Source organism: Octadecabacter temperatus (assembly GCF_001187845.1).
Lineage (GTDB): Bacteria > Pseudomonadota > Alphaproteobacteria > Rhodobacterales > Rhodobacteraceae > Octadecabacter > Octadecabacter temperatus.
Map to the genome: position 1 here is coordinate 1,739,227 of NZ_CP012160.1, position 20,587 is coordinate 1,759,813.

Consider the following 20,587-nt stretch of genomic DNA (forward strand, 5'->3'; position numbering starts at 1 on the left):
TCGCCTTAGCGACCACCTAGCGACCACCAGCCACGCTTCTTAGGCGCTTCTTTGGCCTCGGCAGCTGGTTCTACGACTTCTGCTTCCGCCTCTACGGGCTTCGGCTTTGATGTGGTCTTGCGAACGCGTTTCGGCTTTGCTTCTGCGACAGGTTCAGGCGCCTCCGCTGACGTTTCAGCAGCTGGAGCCTCTGCTTCAGCAGTCTCAGCCTTTTTTGCCGCAGGCTTCTTACGTGCGCGTGTGGCCTTCTTCTTTGGCTTTGGCGCAGGCTCTTCTTCCGCTGCAGGTGCTGGCTCTTCTGCCTTTACCTCTTCGGCCTTCACCTCTTCCGCTGGCGCATCGTCGCTTTTCTTACGACGGGTGCGCGTGCGCTTTGGCTTCGCTGGGGCTTCTTCAGCTGCAGGTTCTTCTGGTGCAGCTTCAGCGGTCTCAACTGTTTCAGCAACCTCGGCTGGTGCCGCATCGCTTTTCTTGCGACGGGTGCGAGTGCGTTTCGGCTTTGGTGCCTCTTCTGCCACGGCCTCAGCGGCGACAGCAGGTGCTTCAACCGCAGGCGCTTCACCTTCAACAGGCGCGGCTGCAACTTCACCAGCGTTTTCGCCACCGTTCTCAGCGTTGTTGGCTTCAGCGTTCTCGCCACCGCCCCCACCGCCGCGACGACGACGACGACGACGACGGCGCTTCTTGGTTGGTGCTTCGCCGTCTTGTTGCTCAGGTTGGGCCTCAGCGGTCACATCCACGTCCTCAACCTCAGCCATAACGGCTGTTTCGGACGAAATAACCGATGCAAGCTCTACTTCGGCAACCACGCGGGTCGCAGTCTTGAACTTCTCAAGCGTGTAGTCAGGCGAGACCAGATGCGGATCGCATTCAATACGCACGGACAGACCATAGCGGGCCTCAATCTGTGCGATATGTTCGCGCTTTTGGTTCATTAGGAAGTTGGCGATCATCACCGGTGCTTTGATCAGAACTTCTTTGGAACGACCGCGCACGCCTTCTTCTTCGAGTTGGCGAAGAATGCCGAGGGCGACATTATCATCAGAGCGTAGAAGCCCAGTGCCGTGGCAATGTGGGCACGGCTGTGTCGTTGACTCCAACATGCCCGGACGCAGACGCTGACGCGACATTTCCATAAGGCCAAAACCAGAAATCCGGCCCACCTGAATGCGTGCCCGATCCGTTTTCAGCTTATCTTTCATCATCTTTTCAACGGCAGCGTTGTTCTTACGCTCGTCCATGTCGATGAAGTCGATGACGATCAGCCCAGCAAGGTCACGCAGACGCAATTGGCGTGCCACTTCTGCAGCGGCCTCAAGGTTCGTCTTTGTCGCCGTTTGCTCGATCGAGCCTTCCTTGGTCGCACGACCAGAGTTCACGTCCACCGCGACAAGCGCTTCAGTCGTGTCGATCACGATGTAGCCACCGGACGGCAGCTGCACGGTCGGGTTGAACATGCCGTTCAAATAGCCTTCGACCTGATGGCGCGCATAAAGCGGCATCTGATCTTTATAGTTGGTCACGTTCTTGGCGTGGGACGGCATGATCATCTTCATGAAGTCTTTGGCGGTGCGGTAACCGGTCTCGCCTTCAACGATCACTTCGTCGATCTCTTTGCTATAAAGATCACGGATCGAACGTTTGATCAGATTGCCTTCTTCATAGATTTGAGCGGGCGCTGTGGATTTCAGCGTAAGCTCGCGGATCTGTTCCCACAGGCGCTGCAGGTATTCGTAGTCGCGCTTGATCTCGGTCTTGGTGCGCTGCGATCCGGCTGTTCGAATGATCAGGCCAGCACCCTCAGGTACAAGCATTTCATTGGCGATGGATTTCAGCTTCTTGCGGTCTGCGGCATTCGTGATCTTGCGGGAAATACCACCACCACGCGCGGTGTTTGGCATCAGCACGCAGTAACGGCCAGCAAGGGAAAGGTAAGTCGTCAGGGCAGCGCCCTTGTTGCCGCGTTCTTCTTTGACCACTTGGATCAGAAGGATTTGGCGAACTTTGATAACTTCTTGAATTTTATAACGCTTCGGGCGCGGTTTGCGCACAGGACGTACATCTTCTTGGTCGTCCTCATCGGCAACACTTTCGATGGATTCATCTTTAGCGGTCGCATCTGCGCTTCCAGCCGCAGCTTCGTCATCACTGTTGTCGTCCCCGTCATCTGCTGGCTCTTCAACAGGTGTTTCCGCAACAGTTTCCATGTGCGACGTGGCTTCGCCTTCTACGATGGCGGCGTCTTCACCCAGATCAATCGTTTCCATGCCCGCGATATCACCGGAGGTATCTTCCTCAGGTGTTTCTGCAGGCTCAGCCGTTGCGACTGCGTCCTTTGTGTCGACCTCAGCCGCTTTTGGCTTACGGCGACGACGTGAACGCTTGGGCTTTTCAGCTTCGGCTTCAGCCTCGGCCTTCATCGCTTCGGCGTAGGCTTTTTCTTCAGCCATCAGCGCTTCACGGTCAGCAACCGGAATTTGGTAGTAGTCAGGGTGGATCTCGTTGAACGCGAGGAAACCGTGGCGGTTGCCGCCATAGTCCACAAACGCCGCCTGAAGCGATGGTTCGACCCGTGTTACTTTTGCGAGATAGATGTTGCCGGCCAGCTGGCGACGGGATTGGGTTTCAAAGTCGAATTCCTCGACTTTGTTTCCGTCAACCACAACAACGCGGGTTTCTTCCGCGTGGGTGGCATCGATAAGCATTTTCTTAGCCATTGTATCCTATTCCACGCGCCATTTGGCGGCCCCCCTGAGGGTGCTGCGGTGTCTGATGCGTGATTGATTGTGGCGATGCGCGCGTCAGCGGATGCGGCGGCCAATTGGCCCCCTGCTCTCTCGCAATATAATGTCGCGCGGTTCATCGCGTTGGTCTCCGACCACCAATGCAAATGCGAAAGTGGCCCGTTCAAGGCCCCAAGCGTTAGGTTTTCCATCACCGCCGAGGGCTATTCATCTGGCCTCTGATAAAAGAAACCACATTCTTCGGTCTGTCTATTGGGTATGACGGGATCGCCTGATCGGGCCACTCAACCAAAACACAGAAAAACTCACCGGGATTTTGCGCAAAGCGTTATGGCAACCACCCGTGGTTTATACATAGGGGAGTCTGGGGGCATTTTACAATGTTTAAGTGTGCCAACTTGCTCAGATGGGGCGTTTAGGTCAATCAAACGCGTTCCGGCACCAATGTCCGTTGCTGCCGAGGTTGCTTGTGCAAAAATAAGGCTGCGCGATTTCGTTGTTTGCCCGGCGGTCCGCGCTGTTCCAGTACAAACGGCGACCCGCCATCGGCAACCACGGGTTTGAGGCGAGATTCCTGCTCACACTCATCAAGCGGAGCAGTGGCATATCGTCCTTCAGGTTCACAAACTGACGTTCACGCGTGGGCAAAATCAACGCATCAATATGCAACCCGTCGCGTGCGATTCCACGTGGTCGGAACGCTTCGAATGCGTCATCAAACCGGGGTGAAGCGGTAATATTTACCAAAACAAAATCAACGGCTTCGGGCTGAGGATCCGCCAAGTTGAAGTCATCTATATCGTCGCTGAACCCGTATTCATACAGAGGCAGTTCAAGGAGGTTTACGTTTCCGTTGAAATCGACAGCTTCAAGATCATCCTGTCTCAGCACAAGAACGCGGGCAGCCATGTGTTTTGAAATGTTCCAACAGTTATACGCGCAGGTATTATCCCGTCCCCACAACAAAACCGCCGTCTTGCCATGAAAGTTTGGCATCTCGCCCTGAATCGCGTGGGTCGCTATTGCCGCACGTTGGTTTGCGTAGGACCTCGCATCGTAAGCCGGATAAAGAAACGCCAGCAAAAGCGCACCTGCCACAAGCCCGAGCGACACAAGCGGTTTGCGCCGTAAAAGCCCAAGCGCCCAACAGAGCACACTCCAATAAAACACTAACCCGCCCGACATACCGAACATCAAACCCAATGGGGCTGGGCTCGTATTGCCATTGGGGTTCAATGCCATCGCACTCAAAAAACCGATTCCCAAGAAGGTCACGGCTCCGATAAGCACAGCTACTGTGATCCAGATAGTATAAAATGAACGCGTCATATCAGGTTGTTAACAGAGAGCCCCTACCCAAGATAGTCCGACCGTTGCAGACCGTACTTCGCCATTTTCTCGTTCAGCGTCCGGCGCGGCAGGCACAACTCATCCATCACATTCACGATGGACCCTTTGTGGCGGCGCATGGTGTTGTCGATCAACATCCGCTCAAACGCTTCGACGAACTCCTTAAGCGGCTTGCCCTCAGTCGTTATAGCGGGCTGGCTTTCGTCGTCTTCCGTCATCAAGAGGCTCGCGATGGTGCCTGACCCACGGCGGTTTTGCAGAACGGCACGTTCAGCCACATTATAGAGCTGACGCACGTTGCCCGGCCAAGGGGCTTGCAACAATTGCGCTGCTTCTTGGGCGGAAACTTCAGGCGCATCACACCCGTATTCTTCGGCAAACCCTTCACCCAAACGGGTGAACAACGTCAGGATGTCTTCGCCACGCGCACGCAGCGGCGGAACTGTGATCCGCAAGGCGGCCAAACGGTAGAACAGATCATTGCGTAACACGCTTTCGCAGGTCTTGCCTTCATCTTGCAGGTTACAGATCGCGACGATGCGGGTTTCTGCTGGCGTGCCCTGCTCATTGATCGCCGTCAGCAAACGCGCTTGATTTGTCTCAGACAGCGCTTCGACGTCTTCCAGCACCAAGGTGCCACCACGGGCCTCTTCCATAGCTGGGATCGGATCGTCCTGCCCTGCTGGGCCAAACAGCCGCTTAGCAAGCGCCTCTTCTTCATAAGCGGCACAAGAAATCAAAACGAACTTCTTGTTCGCACGGGCGCCAACAGCATGCAGCGCATGGGCCACGAGCGTCTTACCCGTGCCGGTTTCGCCTTCAATCAACGCATGACCATCGGCCTGCCCCAGATCAAGAATGTCTTCTTTCAGACGCTCCATCACTGGTGAAGCGCCGATAAGTTTTTTCATCAACGCCCCACCGTCAGACAGCTCACGGCGCAATGCACGGTTATCCAACGTCAAACGTCGCGCAACAGTCGCTTTTTTCGCAAGTTCCGTCATGCGGTCTGGATTGAACGGTTTTTCAAGGAAATCAAACGCCCCAATGCGCATCGCCTCAACTGCCATCGGCACATCGCCGTGGCCCGTGATCATGATAACGGGAAGCGAGCTATCAACGCCTTTCAGCTTTTTCAGGAACTGCATGCCATCCATGCCCGGCATCTTGATGTCGCTGACAACAATGCCCGGATAGTCTTGGCCGACGCCTTTCAAAGCATCTTCAGCACTGGCGAAAGTCTCAGTGTCGTAACCCGAAAGGGCCAGCCACTGGGAAATGGACTGCCGCATGTCCTGTTCGTCGTCCACAATCGCGATCTTCATTGCCTGAGCCATGCGCGTTTACTCCGCTGCTTCTATTTCTGAACCCAATATGGGCAGTTCTACTTCAAATACAGCCCCACCCTTCGCAGAATTGCGCGCGGTTAGCCGTCCACCGAAGTCGTTTACGATGCCTGATGAGATAGCAAGGCCCAAGCCGGTACCATCCCCGGGGGCTTTGGTCGTGTAAAACGGCTCAAACAATTCATCGAGGTCTTCAATCCCACCGCCATTGTCATGCACCGAAAGCCGCGCAACATCCCCTTGGACCAGCAGGATTTCGATAACGGGTTCACCCGCCATTTTGGTGGCGTCCAAAGCGTTTCGAAGCAAGTTAATGATGACTTGTTCCAGCCGCATCCGATCGCCGAAAATCATCACCGGTTGGTCTGGCAAGGTACGCGTAATCGCGACCTGACGTTGGCGCAATTGCGGCTCCATCATGGACAGGGAAGACAGTACCGCGTCCTTCATATCAACGGGTTCTAGGCTGTCTTTGCCTTTGCGCGCATAGGACTTTAGCTGCTTGGTAATCGCGCCCATCCGCTCAATCAGGCTATCGATCCGCTGCACCGCGACAACGGCCTCATCTGGGCGTTCACGGCTGATCAACAGGCGTACACCCGCAAGGTAAGTTTTCATCGCCGCGAGGGGCTGGTTCAGCTCGTGTGAAACGGCCGCCGACATCTCACCAAGGGCGGCGAGCTTGGAGGTTTGCGCAACGGTTTGCTCGGCCACTTCAAGGTCCTTTTCGACCTTTTTCCGTTCGGCAATTTCCCGCTGTAGGCGACTATTCAACTGGCGAAGCTCCGCCGATTCCATCTGGAACATCCGCGCCGCGAGGTTTGATTTACGTGACAGGAACCAAAATAGTCCCGCCAATGTAATCGCAAAGCCCATAATTTCGAGCGCCAAAATCGCGTTAACCCGTTCGCGAACAGATTGGAAAGTCGTGAAACTTACCACGCGCCAACCTTGGAACGATACGCGTGCCTCTTGGCGCATAACACCATCCCCGCGCAAGTAGGCATCAATTGGCAAAGCAGACCAATCAGGGGTCCCGCGCAATGCTCGTTCAATCGCGGTTTGCGGTTCCTGCAGCGCAATTCCCTCTTCTTCAAGGCGACCACGCCAGCGCGGTTCTGTCGCCAAAATCGCGATACCTTCGCTATCAAGCACCATAACAGCGTCAGAAATACCGGCCCATGAGCGTTCCCATTTGGCCAAATCCACTTCAACCGAAACAACTCCAATTACCTGACCGCCGTCATCTATGCGGCGTGAATAGGTGAACGAGTATCCCCCTTCTTCGCGCTCACCCACGGTGAATGTCGTCACGTTCGTACGCAGCGCGTCGAGAAAAGACCGTTGAGACCATTGGTTTTCACCCAGACGTTCACGGTTGGTCGCCGCAACTATACGACCGTCCGTATCCATCAATAGCAAAGAGGCCGCGCCAATTTCGTCAACGAACGACAACAGGCGAGATGTCGATTGAGTGTAGTCAGCCGAATTCAATGCACCGATCAGTGACGGGTCACGCGCTAACAGTTGTGGAACAATGGAATTTCGCTGTAACTCACTGAGAAGGTTAGCAGAATATAGCGCCAGCCGAACTTCCGCAGCGCCGCGCGTGCGGTCCGTAAAGCGTTCGGTCAAAAGGCGGTTGGACGTGAAGACAACAACGCATGCCACAAGGACAAGCGCGCTCACGAGGATGCGCGTCCACCAAACGGGCGACAGGCGCCGCCTTTTCACAGAATTCCCCAGGTCATTTCAGGATACTACCGCCCTACCCGCGCGGCGTCCATTGCAGCGCTTAGGCGTCAGCCAATTGCGCCATCAAACCGGCAAAAAGACGCTGACCGTCTGTGTTGCCATGCGCTTCTTCAAAGGCACGCTCAGGGTGCGGCATCATTCCCAGCACACGACGGTTTTCGGACAGAATGCCAGCGATATCGCCGCGGCTTCCGTTCGGGTTGTCCGTGTAGGTAAAAGCCACGCGATCATCGCCCTTAAGCTGCGCAATGGTTTCGTCGTCAGCAAAGTAGTTGCCGTCGTGGTGCGCAATCGGCACGCCGATTTCAGCGCCAGCGTTGTAGCCTTCAGTATAGGCGGAATTGGATGTCTCAACCTTCAAACCAACCGTGCGGCAGATGTATTTCAGCCCTGCATTGCGCAACAACGCACCAGGCAACAAGCCTGTTTCAGTCAAGATTTGAAAGCCATTACAAACGCCTAGGACGTATCCACCCGCATTCGCGTGATCGACAACCGCGTTACAAATTGGCGAATTCGCAGCAATCGCACCGCAGCGCAGGTAATCCCCAAACGAGAACCCGCCCGGGATCGCAACCAGATCAACACCCTTAGGGAGCGTTGCATCTTTGTGCCAAACCGTCGTGACATCCGCGCCGGATTTCTCAAGCGCCACTGCCATGTCACGGTCGCAGTTTGACCCTGGGAACTGTATTACTGCCGCCTTCATAGAACTTCGATCCGGTAGCTTTCGATCACTGTATTGGCGAGCAGCTTTTCACACATCTCACCAACTTGGACTTCGGTCGCGCCATCCGCGAGATCAAGCTCGATGACTTTACCTTGGCGAACACCGTCCACCCCATCAAACCCAAGCGCGCCAAGCGCGTGCTTTACGGCGGCCCCTTGTGGGTCCAAAACGCCGTCTTTCAACATTACATGTACGCGGGCTTTCATGGCAGCAGTCTTTCTTTGTTAGTTTATCAGTGTCGGCTTCGTGATGTTCGTCGCATTGGACGGCATCACACCAAGGCGTTTTGCAACTTCGGTGTAGGCGTCTGCCAGATCACCAAGGTCTTGGCGGAACACATCCTTATCGAGCTTGCGCCCAGTTTCGATGTCCCACAGACGGCAGCTGTCAGGGCTAATTTCATCTGCCACAACAAGGCGCATGAAATCATTGTCCCAAACGCGGCCAATCTCGATTTTGAAATCGATCAGTTTGATGCCGACCCCGTGCATAACACCGGCCATAAAGTCATTCACTCGTAGGGCGAGCGCGACAATATCGTCCAGATCCTGCTGCGTAGCCCAGCCAAATGCGATGATGTATTCTTCTGGCACCAGCGGATCCCCAAGTGAGTCGTCCTTGTAAGAGAACTCAACAATCGGGCGCGGCAGCGGTGTGCCCTCTTCCATGCCAAGACGTTTGGCCATCGTTCCTGCGGCAAAGTTGCGCACAATCACTTCAAGCGGAATGATCTCAACCTGACGGATTAGCTGTTCGCGCATGTTGATGCGTTTGATGAAGTGGGTCGGGACGCCAATGCGTTGTAGACCCAGCATAAAGAACTCAGACAGTCGGTTGTTTAGAACACCCTTACCGTCGATTACGTCTTTCTTTTCGGCGTTAAACGCGGTCGCGTCATCCTTGAAATACTGAATAAGCGTGCCCGGCTCAGTGCCTTCATAGAGGATCTTTGCCTTGCCTTCATAAACCAGTTTGCGACGTGCCATGCTGTCTCCTGCGCAGGCCCCTCTCTTTGGACGTCAAAGAGGGCAGAAAAGGCCCGATATGCGCCTCTTAAGCCAAGCCCCCCTTGCGGGCAAGCGCTGCGAGGGGCATATCTTGTATGAACACCAAATGGAGCCTGAAAATGTCCACTTTTGACGACCGCGAAAACGCTTTTGAAAACAAATTCGCCCATGACGCAGAAATGCAGTTCAAGGCAGAAGCCCGCCGCAACAAGCTTGTTGGCCTCTGGGCTGCTGGCCTGTTGGGTAAAGAAGGCGACGAAGCTGCGGAATACGCGAAAGAAGTCATCAAAGCCGATTTCGAGGAAGCCGGTCACGAAGACGTCTACCGCAAGCTGTTCACAGATGTTGGCCACCTATCCGATGAAGCCACCATTCGCGCGAAAATGGCGGAATGCATGGCAGAAGCCAAAGCACAGTTGCTTAACGAAGCTTAAACCCGTCGCGGTTGATAAAAATTTCGTTCTAATTCAATAGATAAAGTCAGGGCCAGCCCGTCGTTAGACGCGCTGGCCTTTACGTTTGGAAAACCATTCCCCCGCTACGTTGCCCCTCGTGGGGTCTAGCTAAAATTGAGGTGGGGTATGGGCATGTCACAAGATAAAACTTCTACGTCGGGGTTAAGCTCCGCTTTCTCGACGGGATGGATCGCGAGATCTGTTCCCATACTGGCGCTCGGCGTGTTCGGCGCATTGTTTGTGCGCCACATACTGCAGATGGAAAGCACCGCAATCTGGGCCGCGCTGGGATCATTGCAGTGGTGGCAATGGCTCGTCGCGATGGGGTTCACTGCGCTCAGCTTTCGCGCCATTGGCATCTATGACGTCTTGGTGCACCGCGTTCTACAAACCCGCCAACACCCAAACCTTGCGCGTAGCGCAGGCATAAAGGCGATCGCAGTTTCCCAGACTTTGGGATTTGGCGCAGTGACAAGCGCCTTGGTCCGCTGGCGTTGCCTTCCGGACCTATCCGCAAGCGCCATTGCACGGCTTTCTGCCGCTGTAAGCCTGTCGTTTCTGGCAGCACTCGCCGTTGTTGCAGCCCTCATCGTGCCGCCTTCTGGTCTCATACCTCACTCGAATGCGCTTGTTTTGGGTGGTCTCGCATCGCTTTTCGGATTGGTGCTTTTGGCACGCCTTGGTCACCGCCTTGGCTGGATACCGGCACCCGTTCGGGCCTCCACACTCCTTGTTTTACTCTCTGCGACAGCTGCGGACACAGGGTTTGCGGCAGCGGCGCTTTGGGTGCTTTGGCCTGAAGAGGTTTCTTTCCAGCTATTATTTGCAGCCTATGTTGTGGCGCTTGGCGCAGGGTTGCTTTCTAACGCCCCTGGCGGCGTCGGCGCGTTTGATCTGTCATTGCTCGCTCTTATTCCCGTCAGCAATTCTGCCGCGGCAATGGCCGCACTTCTGGCGTTTCGCACCATTTATTATGCACTCCCTGCCGCTATCGCATTGCTTTGCCTTATCCGCCCGACACCCGTCGCATCACAGCGGCCTATACAGCATCCCGAAGCCGCCCTTGCGCGGCAGACGGCTCATGTGTTCCCCCACAAGAAAGCGCCCCTCCTCACGCTGTCTTGCTGGGGGAATGGCGCGGTTCTCGGGGATTTCCCCGAAACGATTACTTTCTCTGATTTGCAAAAACGGGGCGCACCAAGCGCAGTCTATAAGTGTTCGGCAAAACACGCCGTTCACGCGCGCAAGGCAGGTTGGCAAACCGTTTTATGCGCTGAAGACGCACTGATTGATCTGTCCACTTGGTCTACCCAAGGCGCTGAGAAACGCCAATTGCGGCGCGCACTCAAATCTTTTGCAACCTCAGGCCTGCATATTTCCGAAGTCAGTGACACCACGTCGCTAGCCCATATCGCGCAAAGATGGGCGCGTGCGTCAGGTGGTGAACGCGGCCATACCATGGGGCGGTTTTGTCCCGACTATCTGCGCCATCAACGTGTGTTTGCTGCCTATGCCGGAACGACCCCGGTCGCCTTCGTTAGTTTTCACACAGGGCCGTTGTGGACGCTTGATCTTATGCGTCACGCGGCACTGCCGTCAGGCGCGCCTTTGCCCAATGGAACGATCCATGCGCTTGTCCATGCAGGCATTCTTGCTGCAATTCAGGACAACGCACATCAACTTTCCTTGGCCGCAGTCCCTTCAGCCGCAATGAACATCCCGTTCGCAACGCGAGCGATCGAAGCCTCAGCCGGATTGCGTCGCTTTAAACAATCCTTTGCCCCAACGTGGCACCCCCGCTACCTTTGCGCCCCAAGCAAAACGCAGCTTGTTTTCACAATGGCGACCTTGGCCTATGCCATTCATTACCCGCTGCCCTTGCCGCACCCAAAAACCGCTCAGCGAAATGATGAAAATTATTCAATTGCGCCGATGTCACGCACATGCGAAGCGCGTGCGACCCCTTTAGGAGCACGTCAAAATGTCCAGTATTCAACCGAACGCCCTGTCTGATCTTCTTGCAACCCGCGATTGGCTTTTGGCTGATGGCGCAACCGGTACGACCCTGTTCAACATGGGGCTACAGTCTGGCGATGCTCCGGAATTTTGGAATTTTGAACATACAGACCGGATCACCGCCCTATACCAAGGCGCGGTTGATGCTGGTTCCGACATTTTCCTGACCAACACTTTTGGCGGCAACGCGTCACGCCTCAAATTGCACGACGGCCAAGACCGAGTGTCTGAGATCAACAAAGCCGGCGCTGAGATAGGCCGCGAAGTCGCGGATAAGTCTGGGCGCAAAATCGTTGTTGCAGGCTCTGTCGGGCCAACGGGCGACATCATGGACCACATGGGTGGCACGCTGACATTCGATTCCGCCGTTGAGATGTTTCACGAGCAGGCTGAAGGGCTGAAAGCTGGTGGTGCAGATGTGTGCTGGGTCGAAACAATTTCCGCTGGCGATGAGTTCAAAGCCGCCGCCGCAGCCTTTGCGCTTGCCGACATGCCATGGTGCGGCACCATGAGTTTCGACACAGCCGGACGCACAATGATGGGTCTTACCAGCGCTGAATTGGTAAAGCTTGTCGGAAAATTACCAAACCCACCAATCGCGTTCGGTGCGAACTGCGGTGTTGGATCATCTGACCTGTTGCGCACTGTCTTGGGGTTCGCTGCGGCTGGGCCTGAACAACCCGTCATCGCAAAAGGCAACGCAGGCATCCCGAAATACGTTGAAGGCCACATCCACTATGATGGCACACCTGAGCTGATGGCCGACTACGCCTGTCTTGCCCGCAATAGCGGCGCGTCAATCATTGGTGGCTGCTGTGGCACGACACCAGAACATTTGAAGGCGATGCGCGAAGCACTGGAAACGCGCCCTAAAGCTGCTGCACCAACGTTGGAAGAAATCGCCGAAGCAATGGGTGGTTTTTCTTCTGAATCTGATGGCACTGATGGTGCAGGACCAACACGCGCACCGCGCCGTGGCCGACGCCGCAGCTAATCAGTCCAGGCGAAACTGAAGCCCCCTCACCTTCGTTCTGCAAACTATTCATTTGCTTGATCGTCGCAGTCTGCGCAACTTGTGTCGCAATCGGTCCAGACCGCCTGCGACATTTGCGCACAAATCAACCAACGACACTTCAAAGGGTTCCCTCATGTCCGACCAAGAAGACGACATCATCCTCGCAGACCTGAACGACGACGATCTTGTCGCGCAGATGTTTGATGACCTGTACGATGGCCTCAAAGAGGAAATCGAAGAGGCTGTGAATATCCTACTTGAACGCAAGTGGGTGCCTTACGACATTCTGACCAAAGCGCTGGTTGGCGGCATGACAATCGTTGGCCACGACTTCCGCGATGGTATTTTGTTCGTGCCAGAAGTGCTGCTGGCGGCGAACGCAATGAAGGGTGGCATGTTCATCCTCAAGCCACTGCTTGCAGAAACTGGTGCGCCACGTGTTGGTAAAATGGTTATCGGTACTGTTAAGGGTGACATCCACGACATCGGCAAGAACCTTGTGTCCATGATGATGGAAGGCGCTGGCTTTGAAGTTGTCGACCTTGGCATCAACAACGCCGTTGAAAGCTACCTCGACGCAATTGCGTCTGAAGAGCCCGATATTCTTGGCATGTCCGCCCTCCTCACCACAACCATGCCTTACATGAAAGTCGTGATCGACACGATGATCGAACAAGGCATCCGCGATGAGATGATCGTTCTGGTTGGCGGCGCGCCGCTGAACGAAGAGTTCGGCAAAGCCATCGGCGCGGACGCCTATTGCCGTGACGCAGCTGTGGCCGTTGAAACAGCAAAGACGTTTATGGCACGCAAGCACAACCAAGGTGCAACAGCCTAAACAAGGGTCAAACTTGACGAACATGCGCGTTTGGTGGCCCAATGCTGCCGAACGCGTTTTCATTTGAAAGGCACGAAATGCTCACTCTGTTTGCAGCTAAGGGTACCGTCGCCATTGCCAGCCAGATCTCTCTGGAAGAAGCAAATCTACCTTACAACATCCGCTGGATTAGCTTTGCCGATGGTGACCAGCACGCAGCACCCTTTCTGGCCGTGAACCCCAAAGGACGGGTTCCCGCCTTGATCACCGATTTTGGCCCGCTGACCGAGACGCCTGCGATCCTTGAATACGTCGCTGAACTATCGGGCCAATTGATGCCCGAAGCGGCGATTGAGCGCGCCCGCGTACGTGAAATGCTCAGCTATCTCGCCTCGACGATGCATGTAAATCACGCCCATAGGTTTCGTGGTGCACGGTGGGCTGACGACCCTTCGGCCCATGCTTCAATGGTTGCCAAAGTCCCGCAAACAATGGCTGACAGCTGCGCCTATGTTGAAAGCCAATTGCCTGACACGGGATGGCTCGTCGGCACCTATTCAATCGCTGACATTCATTTGGTAACTGTATGTCGTTGGCTGGCGGGTGATGGAGTCGACATTGCGAACTATCCGAAACTCGCGGCGCATTTTGCCGCCATGACATCGCGTCCAGCAGTCGCAAACGTCTTCAAAGCCCATGCATAGCCCTGATATCGTGCAAAACCAGACCCGTGGAACGGGTCGCATTCTTTTGATCGCCTGTGGTGCCTTGGCGCGTGAAATCCTCGCGCTGAACGAAGCGAACGGCTGGGATCATCTGCACCTACATTGCCTGCCCGCGAACCTTCACCACACGCCCGATAAGATCGTGGGTGCTGTTGAAAAGATGGTCGCGGAACGCCGTAATGACTTTGAGGACATCTACGTGGTTTACGCCGATTGCGGCACCGGCGGGCTGTTAAAGGCCGCGTGCGATCGCATGGGTGTACAGATGGTCGAAGGCCCCCATTGCTATAGTTTCTTTGAGGGCAATGCCGCGTTTGAAGAACTGGGCGAGATGACAGCATTCTACCTAACAGACTTTTCCGTCCGCCAGTTTGACGCGTTTATTTGGAAACCGCTCGGCATGGATCGCCACCCCGATCTTCGCGATATGTACTTCGGCAATTATGAAAAGATGGTCTATCAGGCCCAAACAGACGACCCGGCCCTGACTGAGCTGGCCAAGAAACACGCAGAACGCCTTGGGCTCAAGTTTGAGCGTCGCCTGACTGGCTATGGTGATCTTGAAACGTCGCTTGCCGCAGTTCGTTAAGCAGTAACGCTCCGAATCCGCTCAATCATTGCGCGCAATCCGTTGGACCGCTGCGCCGACAAATGGTCATTCAGTCCAAGACGTTCGAATTCCGCCCGCGCATCAACGCCAGCAACCTCATTCACAGGCAGTCCGTTATACAATGCATGCAAAATCGCGATGAGCCCGCTGACGATCATTGCGTCACTTGCGCCTTGGAACGTGAACACGCCGTCATCGACCTTGGGAACCAGCCAAACCTGTGATGCACAGCCATCAACCTTGGTCGCGGGAACTTTGAACGCGTCATCAAGCGGCGGCATCTCGCGGCCCATGTCGATGACATGCGCATACCGGTCTTCCCAATCATCCAGAAACTCGAACGTTTCAGCAATATCTTCAAAGGCGGTCGTGGCCATAGTAATCCCCTATCTTGCTCCTGACTTAGGCCCCACCCCGCCAAACGTCCAGTGCCCGCTTTTCATACACGCAACTTTGGGCTAGCAAGACGTACCAACCAAGACCAAAGGGACTGACACATGCTGCGCGCAACACTTTTAGGCACCGCTGTTCTGCTCACGCTTTCGGGCTGCGCACGGATTTCCGAAAGCCGGTTCAATCCTTTTAACTGGTTTGGGAACAGCTCTGAGGTCGCCGTGGCCGAGCCAAGTGAGGTTCGCCCACTTATTCCAGAAGGTCGCCGTGACGTAACAGTCGATGGTCGTGTTCTAGTTCAAAGCATTACATCCCTCAACGTTGATCGCGCACCAAGTGGTGCCATCGTGCGTGCGGTTGGCGTTGCTGAAACGCAGGGCTTCTTTAATGCGGAACTAGTCAGCCGCGGAGTTGAAAACGGGGTTCTTATGCTTGAGTTCCGCGCCCAAACACCGAACCGCCTAGAAGTGCCGGGCACAACGCGCTCTCGCCAAATCAGCGCAGCTTACGTCATTGATAGTATTGACCTTTCAGGCATCCGCACAGTTCGCGTTCAAGCGGCTACAAACGCGCGAACATCTGGCCGTTAAACACCTTTTATAGCGTAAACGTAACGACCTTTTCGCCCTTTACGGCCAAGCCGATCTCGCCATTGCAAAGGCGCATGGCATCGTCGCCGAACACCTCTTTGCGCCACCCACGAAGGGCTGCGACATCGCGAATTCCGCCTGCAATCGCATCCAGATCAGCGCTGTTGGCGATCAACTTTTGGGCCACACCCTCAGTGTCCGCGGCGGATTTAACCAGAACGCGTAGCATGTCTGCCAAAGCAGGGTTCACCTGAAGTTTCTCACGGTTGGAATCAACGCGCGGCGCATCTTCGGGTTTGACAGCCAAACCAACCTTCACCGCATTCAAGATACCTTCGGCAATCTCACCACGGCGGGCTTCGCGTAGCAAAAGACGCGAACGGCTAAGGTCTTTTTCAGACGCGGGCTTAGTCGATGCGATCTCAACCAAGGCGTCGTCTTTGAACACGCGGTTGCGCGGAATATTGCGGGATTGCGCGTGGTTTTCGCGGAACCGCGCCAATTCGCGTACGATCGACAAAAACTTGCCCGTGCTTGTGCGTGTCTTCACCCGCTTCCATGCCAAATCTGGGTCGGCTTTGTACGTGGCCGGATCGTTTAGCACGGCCATTTCTTCGGCCACCCACTTCTTGCGACCAGACTTATCTAATTGGGCGGACAGAAATTCATAAATGACGCGCAAATGGGTCACGTCAGCCAACGCATAGGTTTGCTGTGCATCCGTCAGTGGACGGCGCGACCAATCGGTAAAGCGCGAAGACTTATCAACGGAATCCTTAGCGATTTTGCGTACCAGCGTTTCATAGCCGGCCTGTTCACCAAACCCGCAAACCATCGCAGCGACCTGCGTGTCGAACAACGGCGCGGGAATAACACCTTGATCAATATAAAAAATCTCAAGGTCTTGGCGGGCAGCGTGGAAAACCTTAACCACGTTTTCATCTTGGAAAAGCGCATAAAGCGGTGCCAGGTCAAGCCCATCAGACAGCGGATCAACCAAAACTGCGTCATCATTTCCATCACCCGCATAGGCCAGTTGGATCAGGCAAAGTTTGGAATAATAGGTCCGTTCGCGCAGGAATTCGGTGTCCACGGTCACGTAAGGATATTTAGAGGCCTCGGCGCAATACGCGGCAAGCTCGGTCGTCGTTGTGATGGTCTTCATCTGGGCCTGTTCATTTGGCTAATGCGGGGTCACCCGCTTCTTGCGCCAATCTAGGGGAACGGCCACCTAAGTTAAAGCCCACATAAGGGTGCAAAACAGACACAATCTTCGCCAAACGGTTGTAATTGGGTTGATCTGAAAACAATCGAACATCAAAGTGATGACGCTTGCCCGGGGGGGACTGGTCAAAGGCGGCACTTCGGTGGCCACTCTGGAACTATACGTCACGGGCGATGAGATTGGGTTTTACAACTCTGTTTCTGTCAGCGGTAAAAGCAATGGAACCAAGGTCATCCTTGGCGACACAAATCCGCTTGGCTCATCGACTGACGTGTTCCGGATAGAGATTTCGGGCGTAAGTGGTTCGGACACTGGGTTCGAGTACGGCATGATCGTTACGGTTTATGCCTACCCCGACACCGCCCCCCCCACACCAATATACACAAGCCAACTGTCAGATCCCGACGCCTACAATGGGCGCGCAACGTCGGCTGATCACTTTATCTTTGACGGCGTGGGCGACACCGGCTTGGTAATAGACTTAGACGGAATCTCAACCGGCGATCACCAAATTGGCCCCGGCATTAGCCCGACCCGCTATCAAGAGTTTGAGTTTTCAAGCCTGTCGACAACCCCACCCGTATTTCCTTGCTTTGCAAAGGGTACATTGATTGAAACAGATGCAGGGCCAATCGCGGTTGAATCACTGACCATTGGTGATCTTGTGCGCACAATGGACAACGGGTTCCAGCCAATTCGATGGATCGGAAACCGCAAGATCAGCGGACGGGCGGACATGGCACCAATCTTGATCCGCGCAGGAGCATTGGGCAATTATCGCAACCTATATGTTTCACCGCAACACCGCATGCTCGTGAATGACTGGCGCAGCGAGATGTATTTCGGTGAACCGCAGGTTTTTGTTGCGGCCAAGCACCTCACGAACGATTCCACCATTCGCAGTGCACCATGCGACGAAGTCACCTACGTCCACATGAGCTTTGATCAACACGAGGTCATCTATGCTGAGGGCATCCCCTCCGAGAGCTTACATCTCGGGGCGATGACAATGTCATCCCTAGATCGCGCATCCAAAGCCGAAGTTCTAACCCTGTTCCCAGAGCTTCAAGTCAATGAACCAAGCCCAATTGCCCACGCGTGTTTGCGACGTTGGGAAGGTGAACTTTTACAGATTGGCTAGAAACGTATCGGCGTTTTGTCATTCGCTGCAAAGCTGCGCAAAACAGCTGGGTACAATTTATGTTCCAATGGAAGCAAACGACTGGCGAGGGTTTCTGGCGTATCACCCTCTTCAATCGCGATACGTGCTTGGCCTAGAACAGGTCCGTCATCCAACGCGGCGGTCACTTCATGGACGCTACAACCGTGTTCATTATCCCCCGCCTCAAGCGCACGCGCATGGGTGTGTAGGCCTTTGTACTTGGGCAACAGCGACGGATGAATGTTTAACATCCGCCCTTCATAACGCGCAGTGAAGCCTTCTGTCAGGATGCGCATGAACCCCGCAAGGCAGACGATATCAGGCTGATAACCCTCAAGCGTTTTATGAAGAACTTCCTCGAAGGCACTACGATCATTAGGATAATCACGATGATCGACAGCAGCCGTCGCAATCCCAAGGTCACGCGCTTTCGCAAGCCCGCCGGCATTAGGATCATTTGAAATCACGACCACCGGACGCGCCGGATGATCGCCAACCATGCTTTGCGCAAGCGCCACCATATTCGAGCCACCACCCGAAATCAGGATGGCAACCCGTTTGCTCATACCAATGAGCCTGTGTAGCTGACGCCCTCGCCCGCAACGATCTCACCGATTACTGCCACGCTGTGGCCTGCGGCTTCAAAGGTGTTGCCGATGGCCTGCGCTTTGTCGCGCTTCACAACAGCGACCATGCCCATCCCGCAGTTGAAGGTCTTAAGCATTTCAGCTTCATCCAAGCCGCCCTGCTCAGCCAACCATTTGAACACGGGTGGCAAAGGCCATGCATTCAGTTCGACGTTCGCACCAAGCCCTTCAGGCAAGACGCGCGGCAGGTTTTCGGTCAAGCCACCGCCCGTAATGTGGGCAAACGCGTGAACAGCGCCCTCATCTTTCAGTGCCGCAACGCAGCCTTTTACGTAAAGTGTCGTTGGCGCAAGCAGAGCTTCCCCCAATGTACCAGCACCCCAAGGACAGTCGTCGCCCCAGCCAAGACCGGATTTTTCAACAATCGCACGGACCAAAGAATAGCCGTTAGAATGCACACCATTGGACGTAATGCCGACCAAAACGTCACCCTCTTCAACACCCGCAGGCAGATCAGCGCCACGTTCCATCGCACCAACGCTGAAGCCAGCAAGGTCGAAATCACCTTCAGGGTACATGCCGGGCATTTCCGCCGTTTCGCCGCCAATCAATGCACAACCAGACAGCTCACAGCCCTTAGCGATGCCGTTGATGATGCGTGTTGCTTGTTCAAGTTCAAGCTTGCCAGTCGCGAAATAGTCTAGGAAAAACAGCGGCTCAGCGCCTTGGCAAACCAGATCGTTGACGCACATGGCAACAAGATCAATCCCAACGCCGTCGACGTTACCCGTATCAATGGCGATGCGCAGTTTGGTACCGACACCGTCCGTCGCCCCCACAAGGATCGGATCGCTATAACCAGCGCCTTTCAAATCAAACATCGCGCCAAAGCCGCCAAGCCCTGCCATAACACCGGGTCGCGTGGTGCGTTTAGCTGCCGGCTTAATGCGTTCTACCAGCGTGTTACCTGCGTCGATATCAACGCCAGCATCCGCATATGTCAGTCCAGTTTTGCTCGTATCGCTCATCTGCTTTGTCCCCTAGGTCGCCTTGCCCTGCGCGATACCTCAAAGCCCCCTTGCGAGCAACTACCCTGCGCAGCAGTATTCAATTTCTTGACCAGCACCGCCTAGATCATCATCACTAGAGCATGGAATTCTTGACCACGTTCATCCGTGATACCTTTGCACTCAATGAAGCGCTCTCCCCGATCTACCTGGGATGTTTCGTTCTGTTCACAGCGTTGGTTTACTTAGTGCGCCGCGAGAAAGGCAGCTTCATCGCATTCTTAATCCCGCGCGAAATCTGGTCGCACAGATCCATTCGGGTGGATGTGGCGCTCATCGTCATCAATCGGCTTTTGTCCTTGTTTGGCCTATTTGCGCGGTTTGCAGCTGTACCTGTTGTGGCCACTTGGGTCGCGGAGATGATCCAGCATCCCGCGTTGTCGGGTTTCAGCCTCTCGCCGTTGGTACTTGCAGGGTTGGTCTTTGTGATAACGGACTTCACGTCGTATTGGATTCACCGCATTCATCACGGCTCAAGGGTCTTGTGGCCATTACACGCTGTTCATCACAGCGCCTCTGTTCTGACGCCGTTAACCGCCTACCGCACGCATCCTGTCGCCCAGATGGTCACGACAGCGATGGCAACTGTCATTTTCGGAGTTGTGTTTGGCGTTTTAGTTGGCGCGTTCAGCCCAGACCTCAGCCTGTATGAAATCGCTGGTGTGAATGCCTTTGTGATCTTATCCAACTTGACCGTCTCCAATTTTCACCACTCCCACATCTGGGTCAGCTTCGGGCCAATCATTGAGCGATTGATCATCTCCCCTGCACAACATCAAATTCACCATTCCGTTAAGCCACGCCACTTCAACCGCAACTACGGGCAGGTCTTAGCTGTTTGGGATTGGATTTTCGGGACCCTCTATATAATTCGCGAAAAAGAGGTTGTGACCTTTGGTCTAACAGACAAAGCCGACGCGCCCTTGATGACGCACCGGCTTGGCCCCATTCTACTAGATCCATTGCGCCGCGTGTTTCGGTCAGCGCGCTAGA

Annotated in this window: 20 protein-coding genes; 9 read left to right on the forward strand and 11 right to left on the reverse strand. The window is 54.9% G+C overall.

Features of this window, described 5'->3' with window-relative positions:
* Positions 1-5: 5 nt before the first annotated feature.
* The 7 genes from OSB_RS08695 to purC form a co-directional block, all read right to left on the reverse strand.
* Positions 6-2,717: an Rne/Rng family ribonuclease gene (locus OSB_RS08695; RefSeq protein ID WP_049834619.1), complete on the reverse strand. Its 2,712-nt coding sequence runs from the start codon at positions 2,715-2,717 to the stop codon at positions 6-8.
* Positions 2,718-3,164: 447 nt separating this feature from the next.
* The gene (locus OSB_RS08700; protein ID WP_049834620.1) at positions 3,165-4,073 is read right to left on the reverse strand and encodes a hypothetical protein; all 909 of its coding nucleotides are present in this window, start codon (positions 4,071-4,073) and stop codon (positions 3,165-3,167) included.
* 23 nt (positions 4,074-4,096) lie between these two features.
* The gene (locus OSB_RS08705; protein WP_049834621.1) at positions 4,097-5,431 is read right to left on the reverse strand and encodes a sigma-54-dependent transcriptional regulator; all 1,335 of its coding nucleotides are present in this window, start codon (positions 5,429-5,431) and stop codon (positions 4,097-4,099) included.
* Positions 5,432-5,437: 6 nt separating this feature from the next.
* Complete coding sequence (locus OSB_RS08710; protein ID WP_049834622.1) at positions 5,438-7,174, reverse strand: sensor histidine kinase; 1,737 nt, start codon at positions 7,172-7,174, stop codon at positions 5,438-5,440.
* A gap of 61 nt (positions 7,175-7,235) precedes the next feature.
* On the reverse strand, positions 7,236-7,904 hold the full coding sequence (gene purQ / locus OSB_RS08715) for a phosphoribosylformylglycinamidine synthase subunit PurQ (RefSeq protein ID WP_049834623.1): 669 nt from the start codon (positions 7,902-7,904) through the stop codon (positions 7,236-7,238).
* A complete protein-coding gene (gene purS / locus OSB_RS08720) occupies positions 7,901-8,131 on the reverse strand; it encodes a phosphoribosylformylglycinamidine synthase subunit PurS (protein ID WP_049834624.1) in 231 nt (76 codons plus the stop codon). The genes purQ and purS overlap by 4 nt, the downstream gene beginning before the upstream one ends.
* Positions 8,132-8,149: 18 nt before the next feature.
* Positions 8,150-8,911, reverse strand: coding sequence for a phosphoribosylaminoimidazolesuccinocarboxamide synthase (gene purC / locus OSB_RS08725; RefSeq protein WP_049834625.1), 762 nt, complete (start codon positions 8,909-8,911; stop codon positions 8,150-8,152).
* A gap of 140 nt (positions 8,912-9,051) precedes the next feature.
* Between purC and OSB_RS08730 the strand changes: the two genes are divergently transcribed.
* From OSB_RS08730 to OSB_RS08755, 6 genes are all read left to right on the forward strand, one after another.
* Entirely contained in the window at positions 9,052-9,366 is a 315-nt protein-coding gene (locus OSB_RS08730; RefSeq protein WP_049834626.1) for a DUF1476 domain-containing protein, read from the forward strand.
* 153 nt (positions 9,367-9,519) lie between these two features.
* The gene (locus OSB_RS08735; protein WP_158454108.1) at positions 9,520-11,400 is read left to right on the forward strand and encodes a phosphatidylglycerol lysyltransferase domain-containing protein; all 1,881 of its coding nucleotides are present in this window, start codon (positions 9,520-9,522) and stop codon (positions 11,398-11,400) included.
* A complete protein-coding gene (bmt, locus tag OSB_RS08740; RefSeq protein ID WP_049834628.1) occupies positions 11,369-12,397 on the forward strand; it encodes a betaine--homocysteine S-methyltransferase in 1,029 nt (342 codons plus the stop codon). The genes OSB_RS08735 and bmt overlap by 32 nt, the downstream gene beginning before the upstream one ends.
* Positions 12,398-12,551: 154 nt before the next feature.
* A complete protein-coding gene (locus OSB_RS08745) occupies positions 12,552-13,256 on the forward strand; it encodes a corrinoid protein (protein ID WP_049834629.1) in 705 nt (234 codons plus the stop codon).
* Between the two features lie 77 nt (positions 13,257-13,333).
* A complete protein-coding gene (locus tag OSB_RS08750; protein ID WP_049836106.1) occupies positions 13,334-13,939 on the forward strand; it encodes a glutathione S-transferase family protein in 606 nt (201 codons plus the stop codon).
* Positions 13,932-14,549, forward strand: coding sequence for a DUF1638 domain-containing protein (locus OSB_RS08755; RefSeq protein ID WP_049834630.1), 618 nt, complete (start codon positions 13,932-13,934; stop codon positions 14,547-14,549). Before OSB_RS08750 ends, OSB_RS08755 begins: the two co-directional genes overlap by 8 nt.
* On the opposite strand, the gene OSB_RS08760 is transcribed toward OSB_RS08755, so the two are convergent.
* A complete protein-coding gene (locus tag OSB_RS08760) occupies positions 14,546-14,947 on the reverse strand; it encodes a SufE family protein (protein WP_049834631.1) in 402 nt (133 codons plus the stop codon). The genes OSB_RS08755 and OSB_RS08760 overlap by 4 nt on opposite strands.
* Positions 14,948-15,067: 120 nt before the next feature.
* Here OSB_RS08760 and OSB_RS08765 point away from each other — a divergent pair, with 120 nt between their 5' ends.
* Entirely contained in the window at positions 15,068-15,553 is a 486-nt protein-coding gene (locus tag OSB_RS08765; protein WP_049834632.1) for a hypothetical protein, read from the forward strand.
* A 7-nt stretch (positions 15,554-15,560) separates the two neighbouring features.
* Here the strand turns inward: OSB_RS08765 and rnd are convergent, their stop codons facing one another.
* On the reverse strand, positions 15,561-16,718 hold the full coding sequence (rnd, locus tag OSB_RS08770) for a ribonuclease D (RefSeq protein WP_049834633.1): 1,158 nt from the start codon (positions 16,716-16,718) through the stop codon (positions 15,561-15,563).
* A 202-nt stretch (positions 16,719-16,920) separates the two neighbouring features.
* Between rnd and OSB_RS08775 the strand changes: the two genes are divergently transcribed.
* A complete protein-coding gene (locus OSB_RS08775; protein ID WP_158454109.1) occupies positions 16,921-17,919 on the forward strand; it encodes a Hint domain-containing protein in 999 nt (332 codons plus the stop codon).
* Here the strand turns inward: OSB_RS08775 and purN are convergent.
* Positions 17,916-18,506 carry a phosphoribosylglycinamide formyltransferase gene (gene purN / locus OSB_RS08780; RefSeq protein ID WP_049834635.1) on the reverse strand — a complete coding sequence of 197 codons (591 nt, stop codon included), beginning with the start codon at positions 18,504-18,506 and terminating at the stop codon, positions 17,916-17,918. The genes OSB_RS08775 and purN overlap by 4 nt on opposite strands.
* Positions 18,503-19,555, reverse strand: coding sequence for a phosphoribosylformylglycinamidine cyclo-ligase (gene purM, locus OSB_RS08785; RefSeq protein WP_049834636.1), 1,053 nt, complete (start codon positions 19,553-19,555; stop codon positions 18,503-18,505). Before purM ends, purN begins: the two co-directional genes overlap by 4 nt.
* 122 nt (positions 19,556-19,677) lie before the next feature.
* Between purM and OSB_RS08790 the strand changes: the two genes are divergently transcribed.
* A complete protein-coding gene (locus tag OSB_RS08790; RefSeq protein ID WP_049834637.1) occupies positions 19,678-20,586 on the forward strand; it encodes a sterol desaturase family protein in 909 nt (302 codons plus the stop codon).
* The last annotated feature ends 1 nt before the right edge of the window (position 20,587 follow it).

Coding starts and splice junctions, on each gene's coding strand:
- OSB_RS08790 (WP_049834637.1), top strand. CDS start 19,678: ATGGAATTCTTGACCACGTTCATCCGTGATACCTTTGCACTCAATGAA.
- purS (WP_049834624.1), bottom strand. CDS start 8,131: ATGAAAGCCCGCGTACATGTAATGTTGAAAGACGGCGTTTTGGACCCA.
- rnd (WP_049834633.1), bottom strand. CDS start 16,718: ATGAAGACCATCACAACGACGACCGAGCTTGCCGCGTATTGCGCCGAG.
- OSB_RS08765 (WP_049834632.1), top strand. CDS start 15,068: ATGCTGCGCGCAACACTTTTAGGCACCGCTGTTCTGCTCACGCTTTCG.
- OSB_RS08750 (WP_049836106.1), top strand. CDS start 13,334: ATGCTCACTCTGTTTGCAGCTAAGGGTACCGTCGCCATTGCCAGCCAG.
- OSB_RS08695 (WP_049834619.1), bottom strand. CDS start 2,717: ATGGCTAAGAAAATGCTTATCGATGCCACCCACGCGGAAGAAACCCGC.
- bmt (WP_049834628.1), top strand. CDS start 11,369: ATGTCCAGTATTCAACCGAACGCCCTGTCTGATCTTCTTGCAACCCGC.
- OSB_RS08760 (WP_049834631.1), bottom strand. CDS start 14,947: ATGGCCACGACCGCCTTTGAAGATATTGCTGAAACGTTCGAGTTTCTG.
- purQ (WP_049834623.1), bottom strand. CDS start 7,904: ATGAAGGCGGCAGTAATACAGTTCCCAGGGTCAAACTGCGACCGTGAC.
- OSB_RS08700 (WP_049834620.1), bottom strand. CDS start 4,073: ATGACGCGTTCATTTTATACTATCTGGATCACAGTAGCTGTGCTTATC.
- OSB_RS08745 (WP_049834629.1), top strand. CDS start 12,552: ATGTCCGACCAAGAAGACGACATCATCCTCGCAGACCTGAACGACGAC.
- OSB_RS08705 (WP_049834621.1), bottom strand. CDS start 5,431: ATGGCTCAGGCAATGAAGATCGCGATTGTGGACGACGAACAGGACATG.
- OSB_RS08735 (WP_158454108.1), top strand. CDS start 9,520: ATGTCACAAGATAAAACTTCTACGTCGGGGTTAAGCTCCGCTTTCTCG.
- purM (WP_049834636.1), bottom strand. CDS start 19,555: ATGAGCGATACGAGCAAAACTGGACTGACATATGCGGATGCTGGCGTT.
- purN (WP_049834635.1), bottom strand. CDS start 18,506: ATGAGCAAACGGGTTGCCATCCTGATTTCGGGTGGTGGCTCGAATATG.
- OSB_RS08730 (WP_049834626.1), top strand. CDS start 9,052: ATGTCCACTTTTGACGACCGCGAAAACGCTTTTGAAAACAAATTCGCC.
- OSB_RS08755 (WP_049834630.1), top strand. CDS start 13,932: ATGCATAGCCCTGATATCGTGCAAAACCAGACCCGTGGAACGGGTCGC.
- purC (WP_049834625.1), bottom strand. CDS start 8,911: ATGGCACGTCGCAAACTGGTTTATGAAGGCAAGGCAAAGATCCTCTAT.